This window comes from Paenibacillus sp. J5C2022 (assembly GCF_025567625.1).
GTDB lineage: Bacteria > Bacillota > Bacilli > Paenibacillales > Paenibacillaceae > Pristimantibacillus.
Genome location: NZ_JAOQJC010000010.1, coordinates 87,062 through 111,578, shown reverse-complemented (window position 1 = coordinate 111,578; position 24,517 = coordinate 87,062). Strand labels below are relative to the sequence as shown.

At 52.3% G+C, this 24,517-nt stretch carries 18 protein-coding genes and 2 pseudogenes; 7 read left to right on the top strand and 13 right to left on the bottom strand.

Features of this window, described 5'->3' with window-relative positions:
• Positions 1 to 7: 7 nt before the first annotated feature.
• Complete coding sequence (locus M6D81_RS10305) at positions 8 to 1,507, bottom strand: L-fucose/L-arabinose isomerase family protein (protein WP_262676795.1); 1,500 nt, start codon at positions 1,505 to 1,507, stop codon at positions 8 to 10.
• A 467-nt stretch (positions 1,508 to 1,974) separates the two neighbouring features.
• Between M6D81_RS10305 and M6D81_RS10300 the strand changes: the two genes are divergently transcribed.
• The 6 genes from M6D81_RS10300 (at position 1,975) to M6D81_RS10275 (ending at position 7,013) form a co-directional block, all read left to right on the top strand.
• Positions 1,975 to 2,376, top strand: coding sequence for a thioredoxin family protein (locus M6D81_RS10300; RefSeq protein ID WP_262676794.1), 402 nt, complete (start codon positions 1,975 to 1,977; stop codon positions 2,374 to 2,376).
• 275 nt (positions 2,377 to 2,651) lie between these two features.
• The gene (locus M6D81_RS10295) at positions 2,652 to 3,293 is read left to right on the top strand and encodes an SRPBCC family protein (protein WP_262676793.1); all 642 of its coding nucleotides are present in this window, start codon (positions 2,652 to 2,654) and stop codon (positions 3,291 to 3,293) included.
• Positions 3,290 to 3,619 (top strand): ArsR/SmtB family transcription factor, encoded by a 330-nt coding sequence (locus M6D81_RS10290; protein ID WP_262676792.1) that lies wholly within the window; start codon positions 3,290 to 3,292, stop codon positions 3,617 to 3,619. The genes M6D81_RS10295 and M6D81_RS10290 overlap by 4 nt, the downstream gene beginning before the upstream one ends.
• Before the next feature lie 128 nt (positions 3,620 to 3,747).
• The gene (locus M6D81_RS10285; RefSeq protein WP_262676791.1) at positions 3,748 to 4,140 is read left to right on the top strand and encodes a VOC family protein; all 393 of its coding nucleotides are present in this window, start codon (positions 3,748 to 3,750) and stop codon (positions 4,138 to 4,140) included.
• A gap of 589 nt (positions 4,141 to 4,729) precedes the next feature.
• Positions 4,730 to 5,395, top strand: a complete 666-nt coding sequence (gene catA / locus M6D81_RS10280; protein ID WP_262676790.1) for a type A chloramphenicol O-acetyltransferase — start codon at positions 4,730 to 4,732, stop codon at positions 5,393 to 5,395.
• Positions 5,396 to 5,903: 508 nt separating this feature from the next.
• Positions 5,904 to 7,013: a M14 family zinc carboxypeptidase gene (locus M6D81_RS10275; protein ID WP_262676789.1), complete on the top strand. Its 1,110-nt coding sequence runs from the start codon at positions 5,904 to 5,906 to the stop codon at positions 7,011 to 7,013.
• Here the strand turns inward: M6D81_RS10275 and M6D81_RS10270 are convergent.
• The 3 genes from M6D81_RS10270 to M6D81_RS10260 all read right to left on the bottom strand — a co-directional run bounded on the left by M6D81_RS10270 (position 7,010) and on the right by M6D81_RS10260 (position 10,306).
• Positions 7,010 to 9,154 carry an alpha/beta fold hydrolase gene (locus tag M6D81_RS10270; RefSeq protein WP_262676788.1) on the bottom strand — a complete coding sequence of 715 codons (2,145 nt, stop codon included), beginning with the start codon at positions 9,152 to 9,154 and terminating at the stop codon, positions 7,010 to 7,012. The two genes, M6D81_RS10275 and M6D81_RS10270, sit on opposite strands and share 4 nt — an antisense overlap.
• 138 nt (positions 9,155 to 9,292) lie before the next feature.
• On the bottom strand, positions 9,293 to 9,898 hold the full coding sequence (locus tag M6D81_RS10265; RefSeq protein ID WP_262676787.1) for a TetR/AcrR family transcriptional regulator: 606 nt from the start codon (positions 9,896 to 9,898) through the stop codon (positions 9,293 to 9,295).
• Positions 9,899 to 10,054: 156 nt separating this feature from the next.
• Positions 10,055 to 10,306 (bottom strand): DUF7667 family protein, encoded by a 252-nt coding sequence (locus M6D81_RS10260; RefSeq protein ID WP_262676786.1) that lies wholly within the window; start codon positions 10,304 to 10,306, stop codon positions 10,055 to 10,057.
• Positions 10,307 to 10,466: 160 nt separating this feature from the next.
• Between M6D81_RS10260 and M6D81_RS10255 the strand changes: the two genes are divergently transcribed.
• Positions 10,467 to 11,696: an RNA polymerase sigma factor gene (locus M6D81_RS10255; RefSeq protein ID WP_262676785.1), complete on the top strand. Its 1,230-nt coding sequence runs from the start codon at positions 10,467 to 10,469 to the stop codon at positions 11,694 to 11,696.
• A gap of 85 nt (positions 11,697 to 11,781) precedes the next feature.
• Here M6D81_RS10255 and M6D81_RS10250 read toward each other — a convergent pair whose 3' ends face one another.
• The 9 genes and pseudogenes from M6D81_RS10250 to M6D81_RS10210 all read right to left on the bottom strand — a co-directional run bounded on the left by M6D81_RS10250 (position 11,782) and on the right by M6D81_RS10210 (position 24,413).
• The gene (locus M6D81_RS10250; protein ID WP_262676784.1) at positions 11,782 to 13,335 is read right to left on the bottom strand and encodes an MDR family MFS transporter; all 1,554 of its coding nucleotides are present in this window, start codon (positions 13,333 to 13,335) and stop codon (positions 11,782 to 11,784) included.
• Between the two features lie 70 nt (positions 13,336 to 13,405).
• A complete protein-coding gene (locus tag M6D81_RS10245; protein ID WP_262676783.1) occupies positions 13,406 to 16,063 on the bottom strand; it encodes a phosphoenolpyruvate synthase in 2,658 nt (885 codons plus the stop codon).
• A gap of 553 nt (positions 16,064 to 16,616) precedes the next feature.
• Positions 16,617 to 17,228 (bottom strand): TetR/AcrR family transcriptional regulator, encoded by a 612-nt coding sequence (locus tag M6D81_RS10240; RefSeq protein WP_262676782.1) that lies wholly within the window; start codon positions 17,226 to 17,228, stop codon positions 16,617 to 16,619.
• Between the two features lie 277 nt (positions 17,229 to 17,505).
• Positions 17,506 to 17,577, bottom strand: a pseudogene (locus M6D81_RS10235) (SEC-C metal-binding domain-containing protein); the annotation flags it as partial.
• Positions 17,578 to 17,664: 87 nt separating this feature from the next.
• Positions 17,665 to 18,381, bottom strand: a pseudogene (locus M6D81_RS10230) (DUF1186 domain-containing protein); the annotation flags it as partial.
• A gap of 155 nt (positions 18,382 to 18,536) precedes the next feature.
• Complete coding sequence (locus M6D81_RS10225) at positions 18,537 to 20,771, bottom strand: helix-turn-helix transcriptional regulator (RefSeq protein ID WP_262676781.1); 2,235 nt, start codon at positions 20,769 to 20,771, stop codon at positions 18,537 to 18,539.
• A gap of 112 nt (positions 20,772 to 20,883) precedes the next feature.
• Positions 20,884 to 22,521 (bottom strand): extracellular solute-binding protein, encoded by a 1,638-nt coding sequence (locus tag M6D81_RS10220; RefSeq protein ID WP_262676780.1) that lies wholly within the window; start codon positions 22,519 to 22,521, stop codon positions 20,884 to 20,886.
• A 31-nt stretch (positions 22,522 to 22,552) separates the two neighbouring features.
• Positions 22,553 to 23,464, bottom strand: coding sequence for a carbohydrate ABC transporter permease (locus tag M6D81_RS10215; protein WP_262676778.1), 912 nt, complete (start codon positions 23,462 to 23,464; stop codon positions 22,553 to 22,555).
• 13 nt (positions 23,465 to 23,477) lie between these two features.
• Complete coding sequence (locus M6D81_RS10210; protein ID WP_262676777.1) at positions 23,478 to 24,413, bottom strand: ABC transporter permease; 936 nt, start codon at positions 24,411 to 24,413, stop codon at positions 23,478 to 23,480.
• Positions 24,414 to 24,517: the final 104 nt, after the last annotated feature.

Below are 24,517 nucleotides of genomic sequence, written 5' to 3'. Positions count from 1 at the left end.
CCCCGGATTATAACGCCACACACTTGGTATTCATGAGTTCCCCGACTTTCTCGAACAGGGAAGCGTTATGACCGATAGACATGGCGCAATGGTGCGTAGGCGCCTCCGCAAACCACTTCGACATATAGGCATCCGGATGGCTGCTAAATCTAATCGGGGTTTGCGTGTTGCCAATGCGCATAATAGGATTGTCCGTAGATTCGCCTTCGCTGATGATCATCTTCAATCTGCCGTCGCCCGTTTGTGTCATACCTAACGTTGTAATCGGTCCCGTCTTTACTTTCGCTTCCACGGACACGCCCGTTCCCTGTTTGCCATGATATAATCCCATGCCCCGAAGAATCGGCTTACCTTCGGAGATCGCAATATGAAACGGACCATCATGACCGAGCAAAATCGTACCGTCCACATAGTCCACGACGACGATTTCGGAATAGCTGCCACCGGTTCCAAGTATATCACAGATTTTCATCGCAACAGCTGTCTTCAGATCCCCTTCACCCGAACAGGGAATGCCGCGCGCCGTCAGCAAAGAGTGCCCAACGATGAACCCGCCCTGCAGCTTCTCGTATTCTCCCCCCGGAGACCCGTGATAGTAATAAGTCAATGCATCCAAGTCATAGGCCCGCACCATCTTCTCCTGAGCCGCCGCCACTTTGCACGACCACACCATCTGCTCGTCAGTCGGCTTACGGGCAATGGGGTCCGAAGGAGAATCGCCGCTAATTTGGAACATCGCTTGCACCTGCTCCAACTTCTCTTCAACCTCCGTCTCTGTAACCTCATGCAAAAAGCGGTTTAAGTCGCACAGCTCCAATACTTCGACATGAAGCCCCGTCTGCGCCTGAATCATGGTGAAATCACTGTACATATCGAGCATGCCGCTGTAGGTATTCCCCAGGAAACCGAATCGGCTGTGTCGCAACATTCGCGGAACGCTGGCCGCTTTCGTCCACTCCTCGATCTCCCGCCATGCGCGGATAGCCTCGATCCGTTCATACGTCGACTCATTCGTTAAAGATATCGCCGGGGTATCGTGCAGGCCAAGCAGACCGTTCACGACGCGGAATGCGATTCCCGCGCGCGCCAACGCGTTGGAAAACTCCGGAACCGGGCACGCCCCGCAATGCGCCAGCCACTCTCCTGTTGTCGTATGCTCATAATCGATACTCGCTGTCGGCTGCAAGTTCAATAGGACAACCGGCGCATGACAAATTTGGTGGACGGGCAATACCGTTGAGCTTGTCGCATAAGTGGCAGCATGACAAAAGACGATGTCGACGTTGTTGGCATTCAACCATTCGCCCGCTCTCCGTCCTTCCCCTTCGGTGTCTACTAATCCGAAATTATACACATCGGCCCATTCCGATATACGTTGTTCGATGAATGCATTGTACTCGCATAACCGCTCCCGCAAGCCCTCGAATTGCTCCCAGTACGCCCGCAATCCAACAGAATACAAGCCCACTCTGGCCTTCATGTTGGGTTTAATCGGTGAAAAAAGCACAGGCTCAGCCCCTCTCAATATAAAATAACAGCATCACAACTCCATTATAATTATTATATTTATAAGATCATCCAATAATATTGTTCAAATATAATAGAATCTTGTTGTCTAAATGCCACGGTGTAGATGCGCCGGCTAGCCCCCATCCAGACCGAAACATCCCTACTCTCTTGTAAGAGATCACCTATGTAGACGATTAGATAGATGCCTATACAGATGGCAAGCGCCCGCGTACCGTAGACGCAAACGGCTTTACCGGTAGCTTTGCAACACCAACAGCTTCTAACGGTCGTGACAACCGCTAATTCTATTAGCAGAGCTGCATTTCATTCTAGCGGTCGCGACTGAGCCTATTTAGCCACAAGCTGCAGTCGACACCGCGGCAACCTGCAAACCTTGCAGCATTATTAGACACCGCCCCTTCATTCATGATACGCTGAGCCAAATCAGTAAAAAGGAGAATCGGAATGAAGGCATTCAAGCAGTTAAATGAAGTGCGAGCGACAATCGAGGAGCATCGGCTGATGTTGCTCTTGATGAAAACGGAGCATTGCGGCGTATGCGAGGCTATTCAGGCTAAAGTAGAAAGTCTGGTGGAAGAGATGCCTCGTGCACATAGCGGATATGTGTATGTGGAGGATGTACCGGAGCTTGCTTCCGAATACTTGGTGCTTACAGCCCCTGTCCTGCTGCTATTCTTCGAGGGACGAGAGGTGCATCGCTTCTCCCGCTTCGTCCGTCTGGACGAGCTGCACAGCGTGTTAGAGCGATATATCCAATGGATGGATGCTGACACTGACATTCCGCACCCTGAGCATGTGGTAGCGGATGGAATTTTTGGGGGTCAACAACCCGATAAACGGATTTAGCGATGGTTCAAGGAGCAAAACCACCCTGGTCAGCAGACGGCTTTTCTGAGATTGAAGCTCCTTGGCCAGTATGCTGCTCCTTCCATATCGTCATTCCCCTCAAGGATCTTCTCCACTACAAGTAACTTTTCCCCTTCCGCTCTGGCCACAGAACACAAAAAAACAGGCTGATCCCTTGACATAACCGGAAATACAAGCTACTCTTTATACAAGATTAAACTTATATAAGTATAGACTTGTATAAAAACAAAATTTGCAGATGGAGCTGAGTGTTGATGTTTAATTTAGAATCTTGTTTGGGAGCGGTTACCCGTACGGTATCGGAGCTCGAGCGAGAGGGAAAGCCGGCTCGCAACGTTACGCTGGAGCGCTCTTACGATACGACGCCGGAGGATCTTTGGGATGCAATGACCAATCCGGAGCGGTTGCTTCGCTGGTTTGCGCCGGTCAGCGGTGAATTGAAGCTCGGGGGCCGGTATCAAATTAAGGATAACGCCGGCGGCCTTATTACCGAATGTGTGCCACCGCATTATTTCTCCGTGACCTGGGAATTCGGAGGTGGCTTTAGCTGGGTCGAGCTACGCTTGGCCGCTGAAGGGGAAGACCGGTCCCGCCTGACGTTGTCTCATATTTGCCCGATTGACGACCATTGGAAAAAATTTGGACCGGGTGCAGTCGGTGTCGGCTGGGATCTAGCTTTGGTTGGCTTGGCTTTCCACCTTTCGGCGAGCGATACGGACCGTATAGATGAAAACGCCTTTAGCGCCTCGAATGAAGGAAAATCTTTTATGGCTGACTGCAGCGAGGACTGGCGGCGTGCGGCTGTTGCAGCCGGAGAGAATCCGTCCTGGGCCGAGGAGGCAGCGAAGCAGGTCACGGCCTTCTACACGGGCAGCGGATTGCAGGGTGCCGAATGAACGCCTTCGACGTACTCGGCGACCCGGTACGGCGTCGCATCTTGGAGTTGCTCGCCGAGGGCGAACGACGCTCGGGTGATATTGTCGAGGTCATCCAACAGGAGTTCGGCATTACCCAAGCCGCCGTTTCGCAGCATCTTCGGGTTCTGCGGGACAATGGATTCGCCAGCGTAAAGATCGATAAGCAGCGTCGGATCTATTCGTTGGACGCCCAGTTGTTGCAGGAGGTCGACGATTGGCTCGATCGTTTTCGCTCCTTCTGGGAACCGAAGCTCAGCGCGCTCGAAACCGAGATCGCGAGGGGCAAAAAGATGCGGAAAAGTTGAAGTCGACCTTCAGACATGAGTGCAGGATGGACTTCGATAGCATGATATGGCGCAGTGGTATTGGGCTGGACATGGCTCACAGCGCTGGCAGCGCGGAGGTTTAAAAAAAGAAGAAGGAGTCGATTGTCATGGAAAAGATTACGCCATTTTTAATGTTTGAAGGAAAAGCGGAAGATGCGATGAATTTCTACATCTCTGTCATCGAGGATTCGGAGATTACGAGCATCTCTCGTTATGGAGCAAATGAAGCAGGCGAAGAGGGAAGCGTCGTTCAGGCTACCTTTACGTTAAAGGGCCGGGAATATATGTGTATCGATAGTAATGTGAAGCATAATTTTACTTTTACACCTTCGTTTTCTCTTTTTATTACAGCCGACACGGAAGAAGAAATTGAGCGTCTTTATAAACTGCTTTCCGAGGACGGGGCTGTCCTAATGCCGTTAGCTGATTATTCGTTCAGCAGGAAGTTTTGTTGGGTCGTTGATAAGTTCGGAGTTGCATGGCAAATAAATCTCCCATAATTGCGAATAAGTGATTGCAAAGGTTTACTATCTAGTTGCTCCACATGTTCAATACAACTCTACTACTTTTCTTTCTTCACAATGCCCTCGCATCAGCTCCGCAATGAACTAAAAGTTGATATGTGGATGATTGGTGCATGCGGCATTGCGTATCGGATGTCTATCTTGGCGATGTCGAGGGGGTGCAGCGCTCTCTCTCACCTCGAATTAATAGTAGATACACTCATTTTACCATACATACGTTCTCATGATAGGATATTTTTGTAAATCCATTCCTAACCTGTTCATTTCTCAAATGGCTGTTTTCCGAACATCCCAGAAGGGATGTTCGGAAAAAACGTCATTCATCCCCCACCTGCTTCGCTGAGGAAGGAAACTTCTGACGCATGGAGTTAAAACTAAAGGGTTCAGACAAAATAAACGCATCTATCCATCAGGATGGTACAAAATGAACGAGATGGTTTTGAGCTGCCGGAACCAGTTTTATTGTATAATATATGTGCAAATCACATTAAGGATGTGAAGGTGATGAAGAAAGCAGTGAAGTTTGCCTCCTAAATATCAAAAAAAATTTAGGAGGCATTTAAAAATGAATTTCAATCCAATTGATTTAAGAACTTGGGAGAGAAAACCTTACTTTGAACATTTTCTAAATAATACTAGATGTACGTTCAGTATGACTGCAAACTTAGATATTACAAAAGTGCTGGAGAGAACTTATGCTGAAGAAATTAAGTTCTATCCAACGTTTATCTATATGGTGATGAGGGTCGTTAATTCTCAAGTTGAATTTAGAACTTGTTTTGACAGAGAAGGAAAACTGGGTTATTGGGAATATATGATGCCTAGTTACACTATATTTCATAACGATAATAAAACGTTCTCTAGTTTATGGACAGAGTATGAAGTGGATTTTCAATCCTTTTATAAGAAGTATGAAGAGGATATGAATCAATATGGCCATGTGAAGGAGTTGAGTCCGAAAAAACAAGCCTCGGAAAACTTAATTCCCATTTCTTGCATTCCTTGGACGACCTTCACTGGTTTTAACTTGAATATTTTTAATGAGGGCACATTCTTATTACCAATCATTACAGGTGGAAAATATTTCAACCAGGAAAGCAAAGTAATGCTGCCTATTTCCTTACAAGTCCATCATGCTGTCTGTGATGGTTATCATGCCAGTTACTTCTTTAACGAGTTGCAGCGGTTAGCTTATACCTGTGATGACTGGATGCAATCGCATTGTTGTTGACAGCAATACAAGGTGGCCTAACGTGCAGTAAGCAAGGATTTGCAAAAGGGCGGTTGCTTCGGCAACCGCCCTTTCGCAACGAGCAATACTAACGATAGAACAAGAGAACGCCTTCCATTATAAGTGCGGCATATGCTACTTGTAGCAGCGGACCTCGCCAGTTAAACCTTGCTGTGAGGACTCGCATGCTGATTGCGGCTGTTAACTGGATTTTATGTCGTTAATCAAGCTGAAATCGTCGTATTAGCAGCCATACATGGAATTTGTACAGTTAAAACAGCTCATTTCGCACAATAGCCCAACTATGGTTGAAATCAGTAGCATGAAATCCAGTTAATCTCGAAAATGGTTAACCGTATGAAATATTAATGACATAAAATCCAGTTAATATTTGTGTGAGAGTAGTAAAAGAAGCAATCCGATCCACCCGATCCACTCCACTCACCAACCGGAATACCGAGAGAGCGAGCGCTAATACACTTCATATCCATAAAAAGGAGGTCGCCTTATGAAACCGGACAGCATTCAAATTCATTGCGATTATCCCGGAGGAAACATCATATGGACGGGCGTGGAAGGGAACACCGTCTTCGCCGGTCCCGACCTGCATGGAGGGCCTTGGTGGTTCTACTGGAGCTTTCGGCTGGAAGGACCTGCGGGGGAACTGGTCACGATCCAAATGAACGACGAAGTCATCGGGCCATGGGGGCCTGCCTTCAGCACCGATCGAATGCATTGGAATTGGCTAGGGGAAGAAAGCCGAATCGACACCAGCAGCTTCCGTTTCCGCATTCCGCAAGAGGGCGGCAGCTTCTACTTCAGCTTTGGTCTGCCGTACCAGCTCTCTCACTTCCATGCCTTCGCCCATTCGCTCGCGCACGATCCTCTTGTCAGCGTCAAGACACTGACGGTATCCGAGGGCGGACGCGATATTCCGCTCATGTCGGTGGGCAGTACAGACGCAAAGCGCCATGGGCTGCTGCTCGGCCGCCATCATGCTTGCGAGGCCGTTCCCGCTTATACTGTAGAGGGACTGCTGCGCGCTCTGCTGGAGCAATACCGCCCGTGTCTGGAAGGGATCTGCTTCCACTATGTGCCGTTCGTGGATATAGACGGCGTGGAAGAAGGGCTTCAGGGGAAAACAAGGCAACCGCACGATCATAACCGCGACTACACGGAGCAGCCGCGATACGCCGCCACAAAGGCGATTATGGCGTTGATCGATACGTACAGCTACGACATCGGACTGGACTGGCACTCCCCGTTCCGCTGGGGCGACCGCAACGATCACTTCTTCTTCGTTCTGCCGGAGTCGCCGGCAAGAGAGGAAGCGGTGAAGCTAAGCCGCCTTCTGACGAGGGCCGCTGCTCGCCTACAGCAAGCGAACGGGCCGGCGCTGCGTTACGATCCCGTCTGGAACATCGAGCCGGGAAAGGATTGGAATCTGCCCGGTAAGCCGACCTGCAGCGCCTATATGCGCGCGCGGCATATCCCGTTGGCGACCACGCTGGAATCCCCTTACTTCGGCACGCCCGATTCCAAGGTAACGATTGAGAGCGCGCGGCAGTTCGGGGCCGTATTCGCAGCGGGACTCATGGACTATCTGGCATCGTCCTAGCGCTCCAACAGCCACTTCGCCGTCTCTTCCGGCCGATTCAGCGGGAAGTAATGCCCGTGGGGAACACGCTTGACGCGAATGCTGGAAGGAATGTCATCCGGCAGACGGTACTCGCCGTCCCCCTCGCCCCAGACGATGCGCGCACGGCGGCCGAGCCGCGCCAGCTCCTCCGGCGCAAGCGCGAGCTCCCCGCCGTACAGCGCGCGCAGCAGCCCGGCGTTCGCCGACGCAATGCGCGGCGAGCTAAGCCTGCGGCTGGCCGCGGCGGCATAGCCCGGCGGCAGGCCGCCTTCGCCCGCGGAGCGGCGCATCGCCGCCGCCAGCGCGCGCGGCTTCATCCGGCGCAGCAGCATGCGCGCTGCAGCCGGGGACACGCCCAGCGCGCGCTGCAGGACGCCGCGCCGCGGGCGGTGCAGGACGGGCTGGAGCAGGATCAGCTCCTCCAGCCCGTCCTGCAAGAGCGCGGCCGCTCGGGCGGCGATGACTGCGCCGGCCGAGTGGCCGACCAGCCGCACGCGGGAGCCCAGCTCCGCGGCGGCCTCCGCGACGGCGGCGGCGAGGGCATCCGGCCCGCCGTCCGCCGCGGATGGCGACCTGCCGAATCCCGGCAGGTCGAGGGTCCACACCGGCGCGCCGCTCAGCGCGTGCAGCCGGTCAGCCAGCGGCGCGAGGTCCTCCGCGCCGCCCAGCACGCCGTGGACGAGCAGCCACGGCACCCCCTCGCTCGCACTCTCACTCTTATCCGCATTCACACCCGCTGTCGTCTCCGTTTTCTTGCCCGCCTTCACACTCGCTGTCGTCTCCGTTTCCTTGCCCGCCTTCACACCCGCTGTCGTCTCCGTTCCCTTGCCCGCATTCACACCCGCTGTCGTCTCCGTTTCCTTGCCCGCCTTCACACCCGCTGTCGTCTCCGTTCCCTTGCCCGCCTTCACACCCGCTGTCGTCTCCGTTTCCTTGCCCACCTTCACACTCGTTATCACCTCCGCCACTTTTCCCGCGCTATCGCCGCCGCGCACCAGTGCGGCGAGACGGCCTGCGCGGGCGCGGGCGAATCCCGCCGGCTCCGCATGCCCGGGATTCGACAGACGATAGTCGAGATCGGCGACGACCAGCGGAAGCACATCGCGCACATCCATATCTTGTTCGGCGTCCATCCCCCGCAGCAACTCCTTCGCTCTCGCCGTAGGGAACGGTTTATTCGTGATGAAGGCCATCGATTCCACGGGAATGCCCGTCAGCCGGCCAAGCCCCGTACCCATCGCCTTGCGCAGCAGCCCGACAGGCACGGAACCGCGCGGCTTCGGCATTCCAAGCCCTCCCGCAATCGTATCCAGCAGCTCTTTCATGTCGGGGCTCGCCGCCTTGTCGTCCAGCATGTGATAGGTGCCGCTCTGCGGCGCTTGCTCTCCCGCCAACCGTATGATCGCGCGGGCAATTACGTCGTTCGTCACCATCGGCACCCAGTAATCCGCGCCGCCGGGCACGACCGGCATAAGCCGGTTGCGCACCGCATGTACAAGTATGCCGAGCCCGCCTGTCTGCTCCGTTGCGCCGGAAGGCCTCGCACCGATGACCGTGCTGGGATTGACGACAGACAGCGGATATCCCTGCTTGAGAGCCTGCTGCCGGATATACAGATCGGCGAGAAACTTCATTTTCTCATACGGGGCCACTCCGTCCAGTTCCTTCTCCATCGCCGCCATATTCGTATTCGCTGTTACGTTGCCTTCGTGGAACGGACTCATATACCCCACCACATGAATCATATGGCGCAAGCCCTTCGCCCGATGAATCTCGGAGGCCAGCTCTGCCAGATAACGCGCGCCATCCAGGAACATTCGCCTTGCCGCAGCCTCGCCCAGCGTAATGTCCATCGGTCCTCCAGCGTGAATAATGACATCCGCCCCAAGCGCCCTCTCTCTGTCCGATTGGCTCAGTCCAAGCCCCTGCGCCGCGAGGTCTCCTCGCAGCAAGTGGATTCTCTTGCCCAGAACCTCCCCCAGACCAAGCTCCTCCAGCATCGCACGCGTCTTCTCCGCCGACCGGACAAGCAGCAGCAGCTTCTCCTCTCCCCCGGCCCATTGCCTCAGCACTTCCTTCCCGATAAAGCCGGTACTGCCCGTCATCAATACAACCATCATTGATTCGCCTCCCTGATCTCATGTGTGCAAGCCAACTCTCATTACGGTGATCGCCGAACTAACTCGCTCGGAATATCACACATTCAGCTTTATTTTAGTACCATTCAGTACTACTCAACTTCAAAAAAAGATGCTCCGCTAACGAAGCATTTTGAAAAACGACCGCCCCGATTGTGCAATGAGCGATGCATCGGACGTCGTCTCGGCCAAAACCAGCGCCCCTTCCAACGTGGTCAGGAACAGCGTGGACACCTCTGCCGCATCGATGCCGGAACGGAATTCTCCCGCTTCGGCCCCTTGCCGGAACAGCTGCTCCAGCGCCGGCCTCAGCTCCGTAAAGAAACGCCCGATTCGCGCTCTCACCTCGGACGCTTGGCCCGGACTTTGCACATAGAGCGAGACGAACGGACAGCCGCCTCCGCCATTGCGGGCCTCGAACCCTTCCGCCAACACCTGAAGAAAGGCCATCGTACGTTGCTCCACACTGCTTCCCCGGCTGCTAATCAGCTCATTAAGCGCCGTCTCATACTTATACGCCCAGTATTCCACGACAGCTAACAACAGCTCCTCCTTGCTCTTGAAATGATAGTAAATGTTCGACTTCGAAACCCGGCTTTCCCGCATCACATCATCCATGCTCGTATGGGCATATCCGCTCTGCAGGAACAACTGGGCGGCTGTCGCGATGGCATGCTCGCGATTGGATGGCTGGACAGACTTCATTTTTTTGGATGTTCTATTCATGAGTAGAACTATACAGTACTAATCCCTCATTAGTCAATAGGATTTATGGGAAGAAAGGACGGACACTAACAAGGGGAATGCGCACGATTTCCGCACGCACTCCCCTCTCTATCCCTCTCGGTCATTCCCCTCTATTCCCCAGCCTTCTATTTCACGTTACAGCAGCTTCGCCTCCAGCTTGTCTATGCGTTCGCATAATTCCCGCTGCCACTCCAGATCTCCGCTTTCATACGCCACAAAGGCTACCGCCTTCAACGAATCCAGATTGAACACGAGATCATAGTTCACCTTCAAGCAATGCTCCAGCTCTTGCCGCTCCACCGGAGACAATGCGCTGTAGCTCCCCAGCTTCCTTGCTTTGTTCGTCAGCTCCGCCAGCCTGCGATGCACAGGATGAATGCCAATCATGCCGCAGCCTCCTTCCAAATCATTGGTGTTACTAGCATTGCCCGACAAGGCTTTCGTGAAACGGAATAATCATTTGCAAAAAATAATTCCTTCGCCGGTGTGGCTTTTCCTCCCTATGCGGTGTCTAATAAAATGTAAGATCAAGAGGAGGAACCGCCCTATGTCACGAGCTCATGACAATAGCACTGTTCATCCGGAGGAACAGGCTAACCAGGCATGCTTTGAAGACGTCTATAATCGTTATCGCCATAACATTTACAACTATATCGCTATGAAAGTGAATCCCGGCGCCGCGGAAGATTTGACACAGCAAGTATTTTTGAAGGCTATGGAGAATCTGCAATCGTTCCATGGCAAGTCCGGCTTATTCACCTGGCTATTCAAAATCGCTCAAAATACGGTTAAGAACGAATTCCGCAGCCTATCCAGAAAAAAGGAACTCCTTTATGATTTTACAGACTACGATTCCCAAACGATCTCACTGGATTTCGCCAAATATGTAGAAATACGCCTCGATATTAGTCACGCATTAACGAAGCTAAAGGAATTGGATCAGCAAATTATAGTTTTACGCTTCTTCGTCGACTGTCCTATCTCTGAAGTAGCCGTCATTGTAGGCATGCGCGAAAGTGCTGTTAAAAACCGGTTATACCGGGCACTGGAAAAGCTAAAAAAAGAGTTGAAAGAATGGGGTGACATTGCCATTATGTCTATTCAAGAAATGATTTCAATTGTCAATAAAAACGAATCGGAATCCGCTGACAGCCGGAAGAAAGTCCATAACGACTTAATGCAGCAGTTGAAAAAGAACGTGGACCGACTATTGACGATTTATGAACATCAGCCATCTCAAAAAATCATAATCGAAATTTATCCGGATCTGCCGACCTTTCACCGGGCAGTCGGGGAAGCCGATGCTCCCAATTGGTTCATGGGCACTTACTCCGGGAACGTGCTAAAGATCGTCTCTCCGCTTAATCCCGGTCCGGAGCATACGTATGAATCGATTCTGAAATCGACGATTCATCTGTTCGCAATGTGGTTAATTCATGATGTGAATCCCCATGCGCCCAAGTGGCTGCGTCAAGGCATTGGCGGATTTGAAGCGAAGCAGATGGCGCCTGCATTCATTCAATCCACCACTGCGGATGCGATCCGCAACAAGAACGTTCCTACGTTCCGGCAATTAAACGATGATACATGGGGCTTCGGGAGCATGAAGGGATTTCAGTTCTCCTACTTGCTGGTCTCCTTCATCTTGCAGACGTACGGGACGGATGCGCTGAACAAGCTTATTAGAACGCCTGATGATTTCATGGGCATATTGCGTCTATCGGAATCGGAGCTATATGAGCAGTGGGTAGATTACCTGACGGAACGCAACGCTTAATAATCCTTGCATGCCAACAGAGCGAAGGGTCGACCATTCCGGCCCTTCGCTTCATGACCATAATCATTCCGTGGAATCCCCATGCTTACTTCTTCCTCAAAGGCACATCCTTCAAAAAAAGCATCAGCACCAGCCCGACGCCCGCAATGATGCAAGTCGTCGTATAGATTGCACCGATAGAAGCCGCCAGCGTCTCCCGCAAGCCCAGCAGGTAGTCGTCCAGCCTGACCGCCTCCTCAGCCGTTATGCCAGCCTTCAACGAAGCCACATATTCGCCGTCGAATAACGCTTCCGCACCTTCCAAGCCTCCCCCGCCGCTGCTATCCAGCTTGGCCGCGACAAAAGCGGGAGCCGCAGCTGCATCTCCGCCCGCCAAGCGGCTGTTAAGCAGCATGCCCAGCAAGGCCACGCCGACCATGCCGCCGATATTGCGAAGGAACTGCACCGAAGCCGTCACCGTCCCGCTCTCCGACTGCGGGAATACATTCTGTGCCGATATGACGAAGATCGGCATCATCAGCCCTATACCTGCCCCCGTCACCGCCATATTCACGGCCGCGTAGGCCGTCGACGTCTCCATATCCATCTGCGACAACAGCAGCAGGCCCGTCAGCAGGACGGCGAATCCGGCAACCGTCATCCACTTGTACCGCCCGATCCGGGAGATGAGCTGTCCGCTTGCAATGCTTGCCACTACGACGCTTAGCATCATAGGCATAATCAGCCTGCCCGCATCCGCCGACGATCCGCCGATAACCCCCTGGACGAACAACGGCGTATACGTAATCGTCCCGAACATGGCCACCGCCATGATGAAGCTGCCCAGCCCGCTAAGCGCGAAGGTCGCGTTGCGGAAGTAGCGCAGCGGTATGATCGGCTCCTTCGCCTTCGCCTCTACCCTGATCAGCAGCAGGAATGCCAGCAGGAACAGGCCCAGCAGGCCTATAATAAGCGGCGACGACCAAGCGTACAGCGAGCCGCCCCATGACAGCGCCAGCAGCAGCGGAACGAACGATCCAATGAGCAGCGCGGCTCCGTAATAATCGATCGACTTGCTCCCCGCGCGCCGCCCTACGGCAGGCATCCCAAGCCAGACGACCGCCAGAGCAATCAGACCAACGGGCAAGTGGATGTAGAAAATCCAGCGCCAGCTCAGCTGATCGGCAATAAACCCGCCCAATATCGGCCCTGCTACGCTGGCCAGCGCATAGACGGAGCCGAGAAGCCCCTGATACCTTCCTCTCTCCGCCGGCGGGAACAGATCCGATACGATAGCCAGGGCGTTCACGGAGATAATCCCGCCAGCTACACCTTGCAACATCCGGAATAGAATGAGACTGTTCATCGATTGCGCCAGTCCGCACAGCACCGAGCCCGTCATGAACAATACAATGCCAATGGAGAATATTCGCTTCCTTCCGTACAGATCCGCCAGCTTGCCGAAGATCGGCATGGAGATGATCGTGGCCAGCATGTAGGCCGTGAACATCCAGCTCACATATTCCACTCCGCCAAGCGCGGCGGCGATTCGGGGCAGCGCGGCGCTGACGATCGTCGTATCCAGGGAGCTGAGCAGCATCCCCAGCATAATGCCTGCCAGCACTAGCCCCTTGCGCCGTCTATCCAGACCAATATCCATCCGCTCACAACCTTATCTTCATCCTAGTATCGGGCAGCAACCGTATTGGCGCTACTCTTCCTCATTCGTCCTACTCCAAAATCTGCACATACCCTTCCGTTCCATTCAGACGAATGCGGGCTCCATCCTTGATCACCGACGTTGCGTTATCGATGCCCGCCACCGCGGGAATGCCGTATTCGCGGGCAATGACAGATCCGTGCGACATCAGTCCGCCGACTTCGATAACGAGACCTACGGCAGAAGCGAATAGCGGCGTCCATCCGGGATCGGTGAACGGAGCGACCAGTATCTCTCCCGCATTCAACTGCGCGTCCTCCGGCTTCATGATGACTCTCGCAACTCCCTCTACGATGCCTGCAGATACGGCCGTGCCTTCCAGCGCGCCCTCCGGCGCCTTGCCGCCCTTCACCTTGCCCGTCAGCACTTCCCCTTCGCTGGTCATGACGCGGGGCACCTCGCGCTCCAGGTTGCTCTCATGCTGATGCTTCCTCTCCTCGACCATACTGCGCACATCCCGGTAGAACGTCCCGTCAACGAGCGCTATAAGCTCCTCCATTGTCAAGAAGTAGACGTCTTGCTCCTCCGCCAGCACGCCCTTCTTCGCCAGCTTCCTAGCCTCTTCCATAATGACCTTCTTATACAGGGCAAAATGTCGGATAACCGCATATTTGTGATGCTCCCGCATGCCCATCAAGTACCGGTAGCGCTTGATCGCCTTCTTCAGCTTGCCCCGCTTCATAGCGCCTGTCTGCTCCAGAATGTGCCGCTCCGCCACTTCCGCTTCCTTCACGCCCTGCTGGAACTTGCGCCGATGCTCCCCGTTCGAGGAAGTGCGCATATGGCTAAGCAGGGATGGCAGTATAAGCGTAGGGTCTTCATACCATCGTGGCTTCGTAATGTCGATCTCGCCAGAGCAGCGCATGCCATGCTTGCGGAGGAACGCCTCCAGCGCTTGCCGGAACGCTTGGCCTCCGCGGCATGCGAGCAGCCGCTCCTGGAAGTCTTTCGCCTCCGCACGCTGCAGGTATTCCGCCACCTCCGGGTGTTGCCGAGCCAGATCGGCCAGATCCCCCAGCTCCAGCCCCATCTCGGACGTCACATTGCCGGGCAGTGACTTGTTCAACTGGCTCATATACTGCTCCGCTTGCTTCTCGCCGAATAAGCTCGTCAGCTCTCTCTTCAGGGCGCCCGCCGTCTGCACGCCTACTACCAGCCCTGTAGCCACCTTCGTGACGACCTGCGGCAGCAAGATGCCAAGCTGTTGTCGAATGCGGGCGAGCCGCTCAGCCCCCGTCGCCTCCGCAATCGCCCGTTCGTGCTTCACCACAGCCTCCTCGATGAAGGCGTCTCCCCACGCTGCCACCTTCTCCGGATCGGCCTTCTTGTGCCGCATCACTTGCATGACTCTGTCGAATGCGATCGGCACAAGCTTGCCTGCCATTCGTCGCACAGCCTTGCCCGGCAGCTTCCCGGATTGGAAGCCCTCATGCTGTACGGCTTCAGCAGCCGCCGCAGCCAGCTTCGCATCCATGCTGCCCAGCACCTTCAAGATGACCTTGCGCGCCGGCTTCATCTTCAGCGGTCCCGTGAAGTCGATGAACATGCGGCCGCCGGACGGATAGAAGAAGAAGCTGTCGACCGAATCCGGGTCCTCCTTGAGGAATCCCGGCAGCTTGCTGATGAACGACAGCGCAAGCGGCCTCATGGGGTCGGTCATCATCTGAATATGGCCGAAGGACAGCAGCACCCGCCACTCCTCATCCGGCAGCTCCGGTACGGGGTACAGCGTCGTAATCGGACGGCTTTGCAGAATATACAGCTTATCCCCTTCCAATCCCCACTCGATATCCTGCTCCGAGCCGTAATGGGCTTCGATCGACTGCCCCAGCTTCGCCAGCTCCAATATGTTCGCATCCCGGAGCGCTTGCTTCTCCTGATCCTGCTCCGGAATATCCGTCGTCATCGTTCCGCCTTCGGGCAGCGAGTAGATCGCCGTCCGCTTCCGGGAGATCTGCTTCTTCAGCAGCTTGCCTCCGCGCACCTGATACAGGTCCGCGCTGACAAGACCGGACACAAGCGCTTCCCCCAGCCCGAAGCTGGCATCGATCGAGACAGTGCCGCGGCGTCCTGAGATAGGATCGGCCGTGAACATAATGCCGGACACCTCGGGGAATACCATCTGCTGCACGACGACGGACAAGAAGACCGAGCGATGGTCGAAGCGGTTTTTGATCCGATAGAGAATGGCTCGATCTGTGAATAGAGACGCCCAGCATCGTTGAACGGCATGCAGCAGCTGCTCCTGTCCACGCACGTTCAAGTATGTATCCTGCTGACCGGCGAATGACGCGGTAGGCAAGTCTTCCGCCGTTGCGCTGGAGCGCACCGCATAAGCCTTGTCGCTCCCCGAATTCGTCCAAGCGTCTAGGATCGCATGCTCCATCTGCTCCGGCATCGTCATGGAGAGGATATGCTCCCGAATTCGTCCGCCCCATTCCTTTATGCCGTCGCTATCCTCCTGTCTCAGCTCATCCAGCCGCTCCAACAGCTCGCCGATCTCCTCGCTTCCAAGCAGCAGCACCTGATAGGCGTAGGTCGTCACGCAGAAGCCGTCCGGCACCGGGAAGCCCGCTTGACTCATCTCGCCCAGATTCGCGCCTTTGCCTCCGACATACGGCAAGCAGGATTTATCGATTTCCCTGAAGGATAGAACGTACTTATCCATCTTCCATTCTCCTCTTTATCGTCATTTGGCTTTCATAGAATACTATGAAACCATAAAGTATTTTTCAGTTTCCGCGCGCATGGGATGAGAAGAACGCGGCCTTCTTCCTATCCCGAACACAGTTCACCGCAGCCATCTGCTGCTCATCCTTCTATTCGCATGCCAGCTTCAACGCATCCATCCACTAATCCGCCTTTATACGCAAGCCTACCTTCACACATCATCCATCCACTAATCTGCCTTTATCCGCAAGCCTACCTTCCATTGCCACCCAAATGGATTTAATGTCATTAATTGCACCGATTAGCTTCGATTAGCACTATTCAAATGGAAATCATGTACTTATTTAGCCTGATCATGCGCCAACTCGACTCATATGGCAGAAAACAACTGGAAAAAATCCATTTAGCTGTACTCACCAACAAGATTCGTTAAATTTAATAGCCAATAATCCATTTAGCCAACTGATGCGAAAGCAGTAAACTTCTACCGATCGATCAATTGACCTGAATAGAGCATTCGATTAGTGCACTTCCGCATCTGCCCGTTATCATTACTCCGCAGCTGCCTCTTCTTCAATGCCTCCGGCTGCAATCCCCTTGCAGAAAATGTCCATGTACGTATCCAGCACTTGCATTCTGGAGTAGCGCAGCTCCGATGCTGCATCCCTCGTTGCCAGCGCGTGCATGCATGTCGACAAGATTTCCGCAAGTAGCGGTACAGAAACATTGTCGTCAATGACACCGTCGTCCTGCAGCTTCTGCAGCAGCCGCACCCCCTTCTCCCGCCTCTCCATTCGGAACGTCTTGTAGCGCGAAGCCAGATCGGGGAGGTACTTCTCCATATCCTTCAGGAATAGTGGGCCGAATCGCATCGATTCCTCCCTTACTTCGATGAGCACTTCCTTAATGACGCGAAGAGAATCATTCTTGTCCACATGATCGAACCTCTTGGACGCTTCGTCCAGCCGCGACATCGACTCCATGACGACCGCTTCCGCTATTTCCTCCTTGCCGGAGTAATATTGATAGATCGTCTTCTTGCTCATGCCGAGCTGCTCCGCAATCTCTTGTATCGTCACGCTCCGGTAACCCCTCGTATTGAAAAAATCTCTCGCCACCTTCAATATGCGGGCGTGATTGCCGTTATCCGTATGAACATGCATTTCTCTCACCTCATGCTTTATGTTAAGAAAAAACTAAGGAAACCGACTTATTTATTATTAGTTTCCATCTTATTCTTTAAAATTTACATTGTCAATAGCTTAAAACAAACTGGCCCATCCATAGAAAAAGCAGGCGGAGAGGACAAATCCGTGCCCCGCCCTCCCTTGCCTGCTTCTTACCTCAAAAAATTCGTCTTTACTCTTCATTAACATTTTCAAGCCAGTCAAATTGAAGACGAGACGCATCAGCATGCACTCCCAGTCCCAACATATTGAGCTAACCGCCACAGCATTTTTTATATTTCTTCCCGCTTCCGCATGGGCAAGGATCGTTGCGGCCGATTTTGACGACTGTGACGGGTGGATGCGATACCATCTTAGACACACTTGACAGCAACGATTGCGTGTCGAGCTTTTCCTTTAGCTGGAAGCATCCCCAATACTCCATTTCTTTAATCGTATCCGTCAGCAACTCATACCTATAACGATATGATTGAATGGCCATCTCCTTTGACTTTGCCAATGTTTCCTTCACACTGTCCAAGTCAATCATTCCAGGATCTAGCATGTCTTCGTCATACAGTCGTTCAATCTCCGGGTATACTTCTTCGGGATAGAGGTCATTGCTACAGCTGACGATCTCCGAATTAAAGTAATAGCTTGACTCCGTAAGCTTATCTGTCATAAGTTGCTTAAAGTATTCCAAAACGAACTCTCTCGAAAACGTCCCTTCATGAACAAGAGCAACCATAGCAACCAGCCCTTGTCCTCTGGCGTATTCGTCCGCTTCTTCATTTTCAATAAGGGAATATAGTAATGGGAGATCCCCATTGTAAGTGCTGGCCAATATCCTCCCCATGTCCTCCGCGATAGAGTCGCCGAACAACTCATCTGCTATATATCCTGGCAAGGACAATAACTCGATCAGGAGGGGGAATGCCTCTTGCACGCGGAATTGAGCCAATAAATAATAGGCATATGTAAAATCTATCCGACGCATATCTTCAGTAATGATTGTGTAATCATCTCTAACATCCTTCAATATCTGCAACAATAGCGGAATAGCCTCTTCCTTTCGCTCAATTATTTGCAGCAGCTCTTTCCGAGGAAAAGTTCCGTCGTTGTGCTTTATGCTTTGTATAAGCTCTTTCATGTCCATTCTCCCTTAATGTGATGATACTATAAGTATATATGCAGCAAGGCACTTGGGACCAGCACGTTTTGGCATTATTTTTTCACAAAACTATACGGATGCAACGGACGGGCGTTCCCGTATGGCGACAGTTCGACAGCATCCACCATTCCCCTTCAACCCAACTGAGCGTATTCATCCGGCTTGATGCCTTCATAGCGGGTGAAGGCGCGCTTGAACGAATAGACATTCTCGTAGCCTACCCGGTGCGCAATGTCGTCGATTCCGCGCTTCTGCTCCCGGAGCAATTCCTTGGCCATTTCCATTCGCAATCGGCACAGATAATCGTAAAAGTTGATGCCGCTCACTTCCTTGAATATTTTCGAGACGCTCGACACCGACATGCCATGCATCTCCGCCAGTTTCTTCAACGATACGTCCGCATGCGTATAGTTCTGATTGACGTATTGCAGCAGCTTGCCGCCGACTTCCATCGCCGACGACGTATTGGAATACTGATTGCGTTCGCATATTAACGTACCCACTTCGTACACATAGCTCCACAACGCCTCGGGCTCCGACCCGCTAATTCGATTGGCGAATTGCTTCGCATAAATGCCCGTGTCCAGATTCAGCTCTTGCAGCACCCGAAGCATCGTCTCCATAAGGAGAGACACCAGCTTGATCATTCTGCCTTCGGACAACTGCCGCTTCTCATTCTCAGCATTAATTTCCTGCAGAATATGCATCGAGGTATCAAGGTTGCCAACCTTCAAATTGTTGATCAGTTGCACTTCCCAATCCGTCGGATAATAATAGGCCACTTCATTCCCGATCTTCTCTTCCTGCATCGCATGCAGATGGCCGCGCGAGAATATCATATACTGCAAGCTTTCATTCGCCGCATAATAGGATTTACTAATCCCGATTAGTCCCCTCTCCACCTTGCCCGGCAGCACATCGGGGAGAAATCCGCTGGACTGCTCGATTTCCGACGCCGCCTCGAACGCGATTCGTTCCATCATGCTGTCGCTCCCGAATGCCGCGGCGGCGGATACGATGATCGCTTTATCGGCATTGGTAACTTCCAGAAGCTCGAACTCCAGCCGGTAGCGTTGCATGACCTTTCCTATGACAAGCATAGTGAGCATCTCCATTTTTCGAAGTTTCCCGAAGTCGGATATATCATGAACGGCGTTGAAGCTGACAAGCATGACACAATAATACATATCGTCGGTATACGGAATGCCTAATTTTTTTATTTCGCTCATGTGCATATCTTCTGCGAAGTAACCCTTCAGCAAGCGCAGATACAGGCTAGACTTGGCCGCATGCTCATAATCCTGCATCGTCTCATGAAGCGTATGGTTCTCCCTTACCAATCTCTCGAACGACTTCTCGATGAACTTGTACTCGGAGCCGGAGTAGCCCCCGCCGCGGGTGTCGTCGTACCGAATCGCGGTCATCAGCTTGTTCAACAATACACCAAGCGGACGGTAAGTGAGCTTGGCCAGGAAGAAGGCGCAGCAGGCGCCAAGCGCAATCGAGATAAGCGTCGCCGTCAGCGAGCCGACTAGCGTGCTGATTCCAATAGCGTTACTGTCGAAGTAGGTCATATTGTATTGCCAGTCGCTTTCTTGGGAAGGCACCGCGAATACACTTTCTTGCCGCCGGGAAGCGCTCCCCTCTTCCGTATCTTGTATATGTCTATAGACGAACGATTCGCCATGCGTTATCCATATGTTCTTGGCATCGAGACTGACGAAGCGTTGGATATACTCCGACAAGTAAGCGCTGTCAATAAACTGAACCAGGACAGCTCTCGGTTGATTGACGGCCTCCAGACTCTGAATGACAGGAATGACATGCTTGGCACTATCCCACACGTCGATTGCTCCCGCCGGCATGATTCGGAAATAATGCTGCTCTTGCATGGCGCTTCGGATCGCTTGCAGCATATCTCCCTCCGGAATCGCAACGGTCGAGAAGAATTCCTCCTCGGAGAACTCCCCCCAGGCCGACTGCACAAGCTGCTTCTCGGGAAAAACGATGATGCCGAAGGAGAGAATGTTCAACGAGCTGATGGCCGTATTCAGATCGTTTCGAAGCTCGATCATTTTGAGCAAGTCGAATTCCTGATTGTATACGTTCGTGCCTTGCATCATTTTTTTCAACCACAATTCATTGCGAAGATTTTCCCCCATCCACTTCAGATCGTTCAGCTTATTGTCCACAATACTTGCTATTCGCTTCGCATCCCTCTCGTGCTGCTCATACAGCCTCGCTTGCTCCTCCGTCCAATTCCGCTGCACGCTTATGGCGCTGAATACGATAATAGGAATAATCATGATCGCCATATAGGACAAAAACAAATTGCGAAACGCGCCGCTTCCAAATTTGATTTTACGCAATTGACCCGCTCCTTTCCGAAACGCTCTCTGGCAGGAAACAAAGGAAGGAAATGACGAATTGTCCGCATGATGAACGGAGTTCGCCATTCCCAATCCAGCTTATAGTACTGTGTTATTGAATGCTATTATACCTGTCATGCAAATACTGATCGATTTCCAGCAACTCGTCGAGTCCCAGCTTCTTCAGATCGGCCATATAATCGTCCCAGTTGTCGAGCGATTTCTGTCCAAGCGCCAGCTTCGTCGCCAGCTCGGAAGAATAGGTATTCAGGTTGGTTAAAATTTTCGTCTTCCGCTCTAATTGCTCATCATCCGGAATCGCCAGATAGTTGTGGTTCATGTTGACGTAATACGGCTTATAATCCATAATCTTGAGCTGGTGCTCCCCTTTAGGCTGCTTCACACCTTTAATCTCCGATTCGACGTTGTCGAATTGCACGCGCGGGAATACCGTATCTCCATAGAGCTCCTTCCCGACGACATTGCCCGTTTCGGCTTTTGCCGCCTCCGATCCCGCATCTATGCGTTCTTCCATCCCGCTCTCTCCCAATGTGTAGGTCTTCCCTTCGATTCCCCATTGGACAAGTCTGGCATACGGTTCAGAGTATACCGTATCGAAGAACTTGATGGCTGCTTCCACGTTTTTGGCGTCTTTCGTAATCGCATACTTCTCCCACACCAGGTATGGAGGCTCCACTTGCGCGGCCGGCACTATGGAAGGGTGCGCTTTAAGCGGCATAAGCGGGAGGAATTCGCCGCCCCCCTTAATGGTCGGCTCATACCACTCGATCATGTTGTAATCATGCAAGGAAGCGACCTGGTTCTCCGTTATTTTCTGTTGTCTCTGCTCGCTTGACCCGCCGATGAGGCTCGTATCCAGCACTCCGGCTTCCACCAGCTGCTGCAGATAACGGAAGTAATCCTTGATGCCTTCCTGGTACCACGGCGATACAACCTTCTTGTTCTCGATGTCGACTGCGGAGATATCCGTTCCAAGCCCGAACCATTGCGCAATCGCGCCGGAGAAGTTGCTTGGATCGTAGACCAGCACTTCATCCTTCTGACCGTTGCCGTTCGCATCGTTCTCACGTATATCTATTAACGTCTGCATATATTGTTCCGCCGTCGTTGGGACCGGGAGCTGAAGCTTCTCAAGCCAATCTTTCCGAATGAGCATAGTCAGCCCGACGGGCGCCGGCTTGGAGCCTTCGTACGTCTTTTTGTGCAGGTTGCTGAACCAGTACATTTTCCCGTCCGGCGATGTGGTCGCTTTTTTGGCGAATGGGAACTCGTCGTTATACATCTTCATGATATTTCCATTGCTGTACTTCTCGATGAGCGGATTCAGGTCGAGCAGGACGCCTTGCTTCGCCAGATTCAGCACTGTCGTATTATCGAGCCTGGAGATGTTGACGATATCGGGCAGATCGCTTCCCGTCGCCATCCGCGTCTTAATGACAACACTGTACTGTTCGTTCGGGACGATCTCGTATGCAAGGTCGAGACCGGCTTCATCGAACAGCTTGATCGTTTCCTGCCATACAGGATATTTTTCCCGCTCTTCGAATTTGATTTGCTTATGCGTTTTTCCCGGCCCCAACAAGTTCAGCTTAACGGCGGCCTTAGAATCGGAATCGACGTTCCCCCCGCTTTTCTCCATTGCTTTGTCGCTGCTGCAAGCCGTTGCGACAACGCCGACCACCATCATTGTCGCCATCGAAGCGAGCAACGATTTTTTCCAGTTTCTCATTTTTGAATTCCTCCTCGCAAGATCTCCATAATTATTCTTTCAAGGAACCAATTAGCGCTCCCTTGATGAAGTACTTCTGGAAGAATGGATAGGTGAATATAACGGGCAATGTCGTAAACACGATAATCGCATATTTCAATTGAATGTTCGACAGCATCGTAGTCATCGCTTCCTTCGCGTCCCCGAGCGACAGCGTCTTCAGATCGACCGATTGTTGGACGACGACGCGGTATAGGTACATCTGCAGCGGATGCAGCTTCTCATTCGACAAGTAGACGAGCGCGTCGAACCAGCTGTTCCAGATGCCGACGATCGTATAGATGGCGATAACTGCGATAATGGGCTTTGATACGGGCAAGATGATTCGGAATAGCAGCTGCCAGTGGGAAGCCCCATCCATGAAGGCGGACTCCTTAAGCCCGTCCGGAATGGTCGTGAAGTAGGTTCGGACGAGAATAATGTTCCAGATGCTGACCATGCCGGGTACAATGACCGCGAGCATCGTGTTGTACATCCCGAGCTTATATACCAGCAGGAAGGATGGAATCAATCCTCCTCCGAAATACATGGGGATCAGCAGGAAGGCGACCACCCATTTGCGCCCCTTGAGGTTTCGTACTGTAAGCGGATAAGCACCCGATACGGCCATCAGGCAGTTCAGTACGGTGCCGGCGACAACATAGATGATCGTATTGGAGTAAGCCCACCACATCTTTGTATCTTGCACGATCAGTTCATAGGAACCGAGGAAGAACCCTTTGGGATACCAGAATACATTCATTCCCGCCGCCTCCAGAGGCGAACTGATAGACATAATGATAACGAAATAGAAGGGATACAGCGTAACGATACAAATCATGATCGTAATGATGAATAAGACAACGTCAACGACGACAGAGCCTTGCTTGATCCTGTTCGCATTTTTCCTGAGCGCGATGGCCACATCGTTCTCCTCCTTACCACAAGGCGTAATCGGCGTATTTGCGGCTTAAGTGATTGGCGATAAACAGCAGCGTGAAGTTGATCATCGATACAAACAGTCCGACTGCCGTCCCCAAGCTGAAGTTGCCGCCCAGCAGACCGTCGCGGTACAAATAAGTGCCGATAACGTCCGCTGTCTCATATACCATCGGATTATAAATCAAGAGAATAAACTCGCTGTTCGCCGTGAGCAGGTTGCCGATGGCAAAGATCAGCAGGATGAAGATCGTTGGACGTATGGAAGGCAGCGTAATATGCATCATTTGTTTGAATCGGTTAGCTCCGTCCATCTTGGCCGCTTCATACAAGTGAGGGTCGATGGAAGACATGGATGCCAAGTACAGAATACTGCTCCAGCCGAATGACTTCCATATGCTTGTTATGATGTATATCGCTGGGAAGTAGCCCGGTTCTGTATTTAAGGCAATCGGCGCTCCACCGAACAATTTGATGACAGCGTTTACAATTCCGTCGATATTGATGAAGGATAACACCATGCCCGCTACGACAACCGTCGAAATAAAATGAGGCAAGTAGCTTGCCGTCTGGATCAATTTTTTGAATGCGCCACTCCTCAGTTCATTCAGCAATAGCGCGAACAGAATCGGAATCCAGAATCCGAACAGCAGGAAGTAGAAGCTGAGCAGAAAGGTGTTGCGCATCAATCGGCCGAAATAAGGACCGTTGAAAAATTCAATAAAATGCTTGAAGCCGACCCAGTTGGTTTCCGTAAACGAGAAAAACGGTTTTCCCGGGTAGTAATCTTGAAAAGCAATAATGATCCCATACATGGGAATGTAACTGAATATGAAAATATGAATCAATACAGGAACCATTATGAGATAAAGCTGCATATTCTCCCGAAAGCGAAAAGAAAAGCGTCTGCTGTTCGATTGTTCAATGGCCTTCATGATCTACCCCTTTCACCTGAAAATGACGGAAAATTCCGGGCCCGTTCCGCAAGATTTATGTTAAAGGGTCGCTTCCGTATGAGGCAAGCAACAATATTTGATCG

Bases quoted from the DNA above. Each gene is read 5' to 3' on its own strand.
- M6D81_RS10255 (WP_262676785.1), top strand. From the start codon at position 10,467: ATGTCACGAGCTCATGACAATAGCACTGTTCATCCGGAGGAACAGGCT.
- M6D81_RS10240 (WP_262676782.1), bottom strand. From the start codon at position 17,228: ATGCATGTTCATACGGATAACGGCAATCACGCCCGCATATTGAAGGTG.
- M6D81_RS10285 (WP_262676791.1), top strand. From the start codon at position 3,748: ATGGAAAAGATTACGCCATTTTTAATGTTTGAAGGAAAAGCGGAAGAT.
- M6D81_RS10260 (WP_262676786.1), bottom strand. From the start codon at position 10,306: ATGATTGGCATTCATCCTGTGCATCGCAGGCTGGCGGAGCTGACGAAC.
- M6D81_RS10245 (WP_262676783.1), bottom strand. From the start codon at position 16,063: ATGGATAAGTACGTTCTATCCTTCAGGGAAATCGATAAATCCTGCTTG.
- M6D81_RS10270 (WP_262676788.1), bottom strand. From the start codon at position 9,154: ATGATGGTTGTATTGATGACGGGCAGTACCGGCTTTATCGGGAAGGAA.
- M6D81_RS10295 (WP_262676793.1), top strand. From the start codon at position 2,652: ATGTTTAATTTAGAATCTTGTTTGGGAGCGGTTACCCGTACGGTATCG.
- M6D81_RS10265 (WP_262676787.1), bottom strand. From the start codon at position 9,898: ATGAATAGAACATCCAAAAAAATGAAGTCTGTCCAGCCATCCAATCGC.
- M6D81_RS10275 (WP_262676789.1), top strand. From the start codon at position 5,904: ATGAAACCGGACAGCATTCAAATTCATTGCGATTATCCCGGAGGAAAC.
- M6D81_RS10220 (WP_262676780.1), bottom strand. From the start codon at position 22,521: ATGAGAAACTGGAAAAAATCGTTGCTCGCTTCGATGGCGACAATGATG.
- M6D81_RS10210 (WP_262676777.1), bottom strand. From the start codon at position 24,413: ATGAAGGCCATTGAACAATCGAACAGCAGACGCTTTTCTTTTCGCTTT.
- M6D81_RS10250 (WP_262676784.1), bottom strand. From the start codon at position 13,335: ATGGATATTGGTCTGGATAGACGGCGCAAGGGGCTAGTGCTGGCAGGC.
- M6D81_RS10290 (WP_262676792.1), top strand. From the start codon at position 3,290: ATGAACGCCTTCGACGTACTCGGCGACCCGGTACGGCGTCGCATCTTG.
- catA (WP_262676790.1), top strand. From the start codon at position 4,730: ATGAATTTCAATCCAATTGATTTAAGAACTTGGGAGAGAAAACCTTAC.
- M6D81_RS10300 (WP_262676794.1), top strand. From the start codon at position 1,975: ATGAAGGCATTCAAGCAGTTAAATGAAGTGCGAGCGACAATCGAGGAG.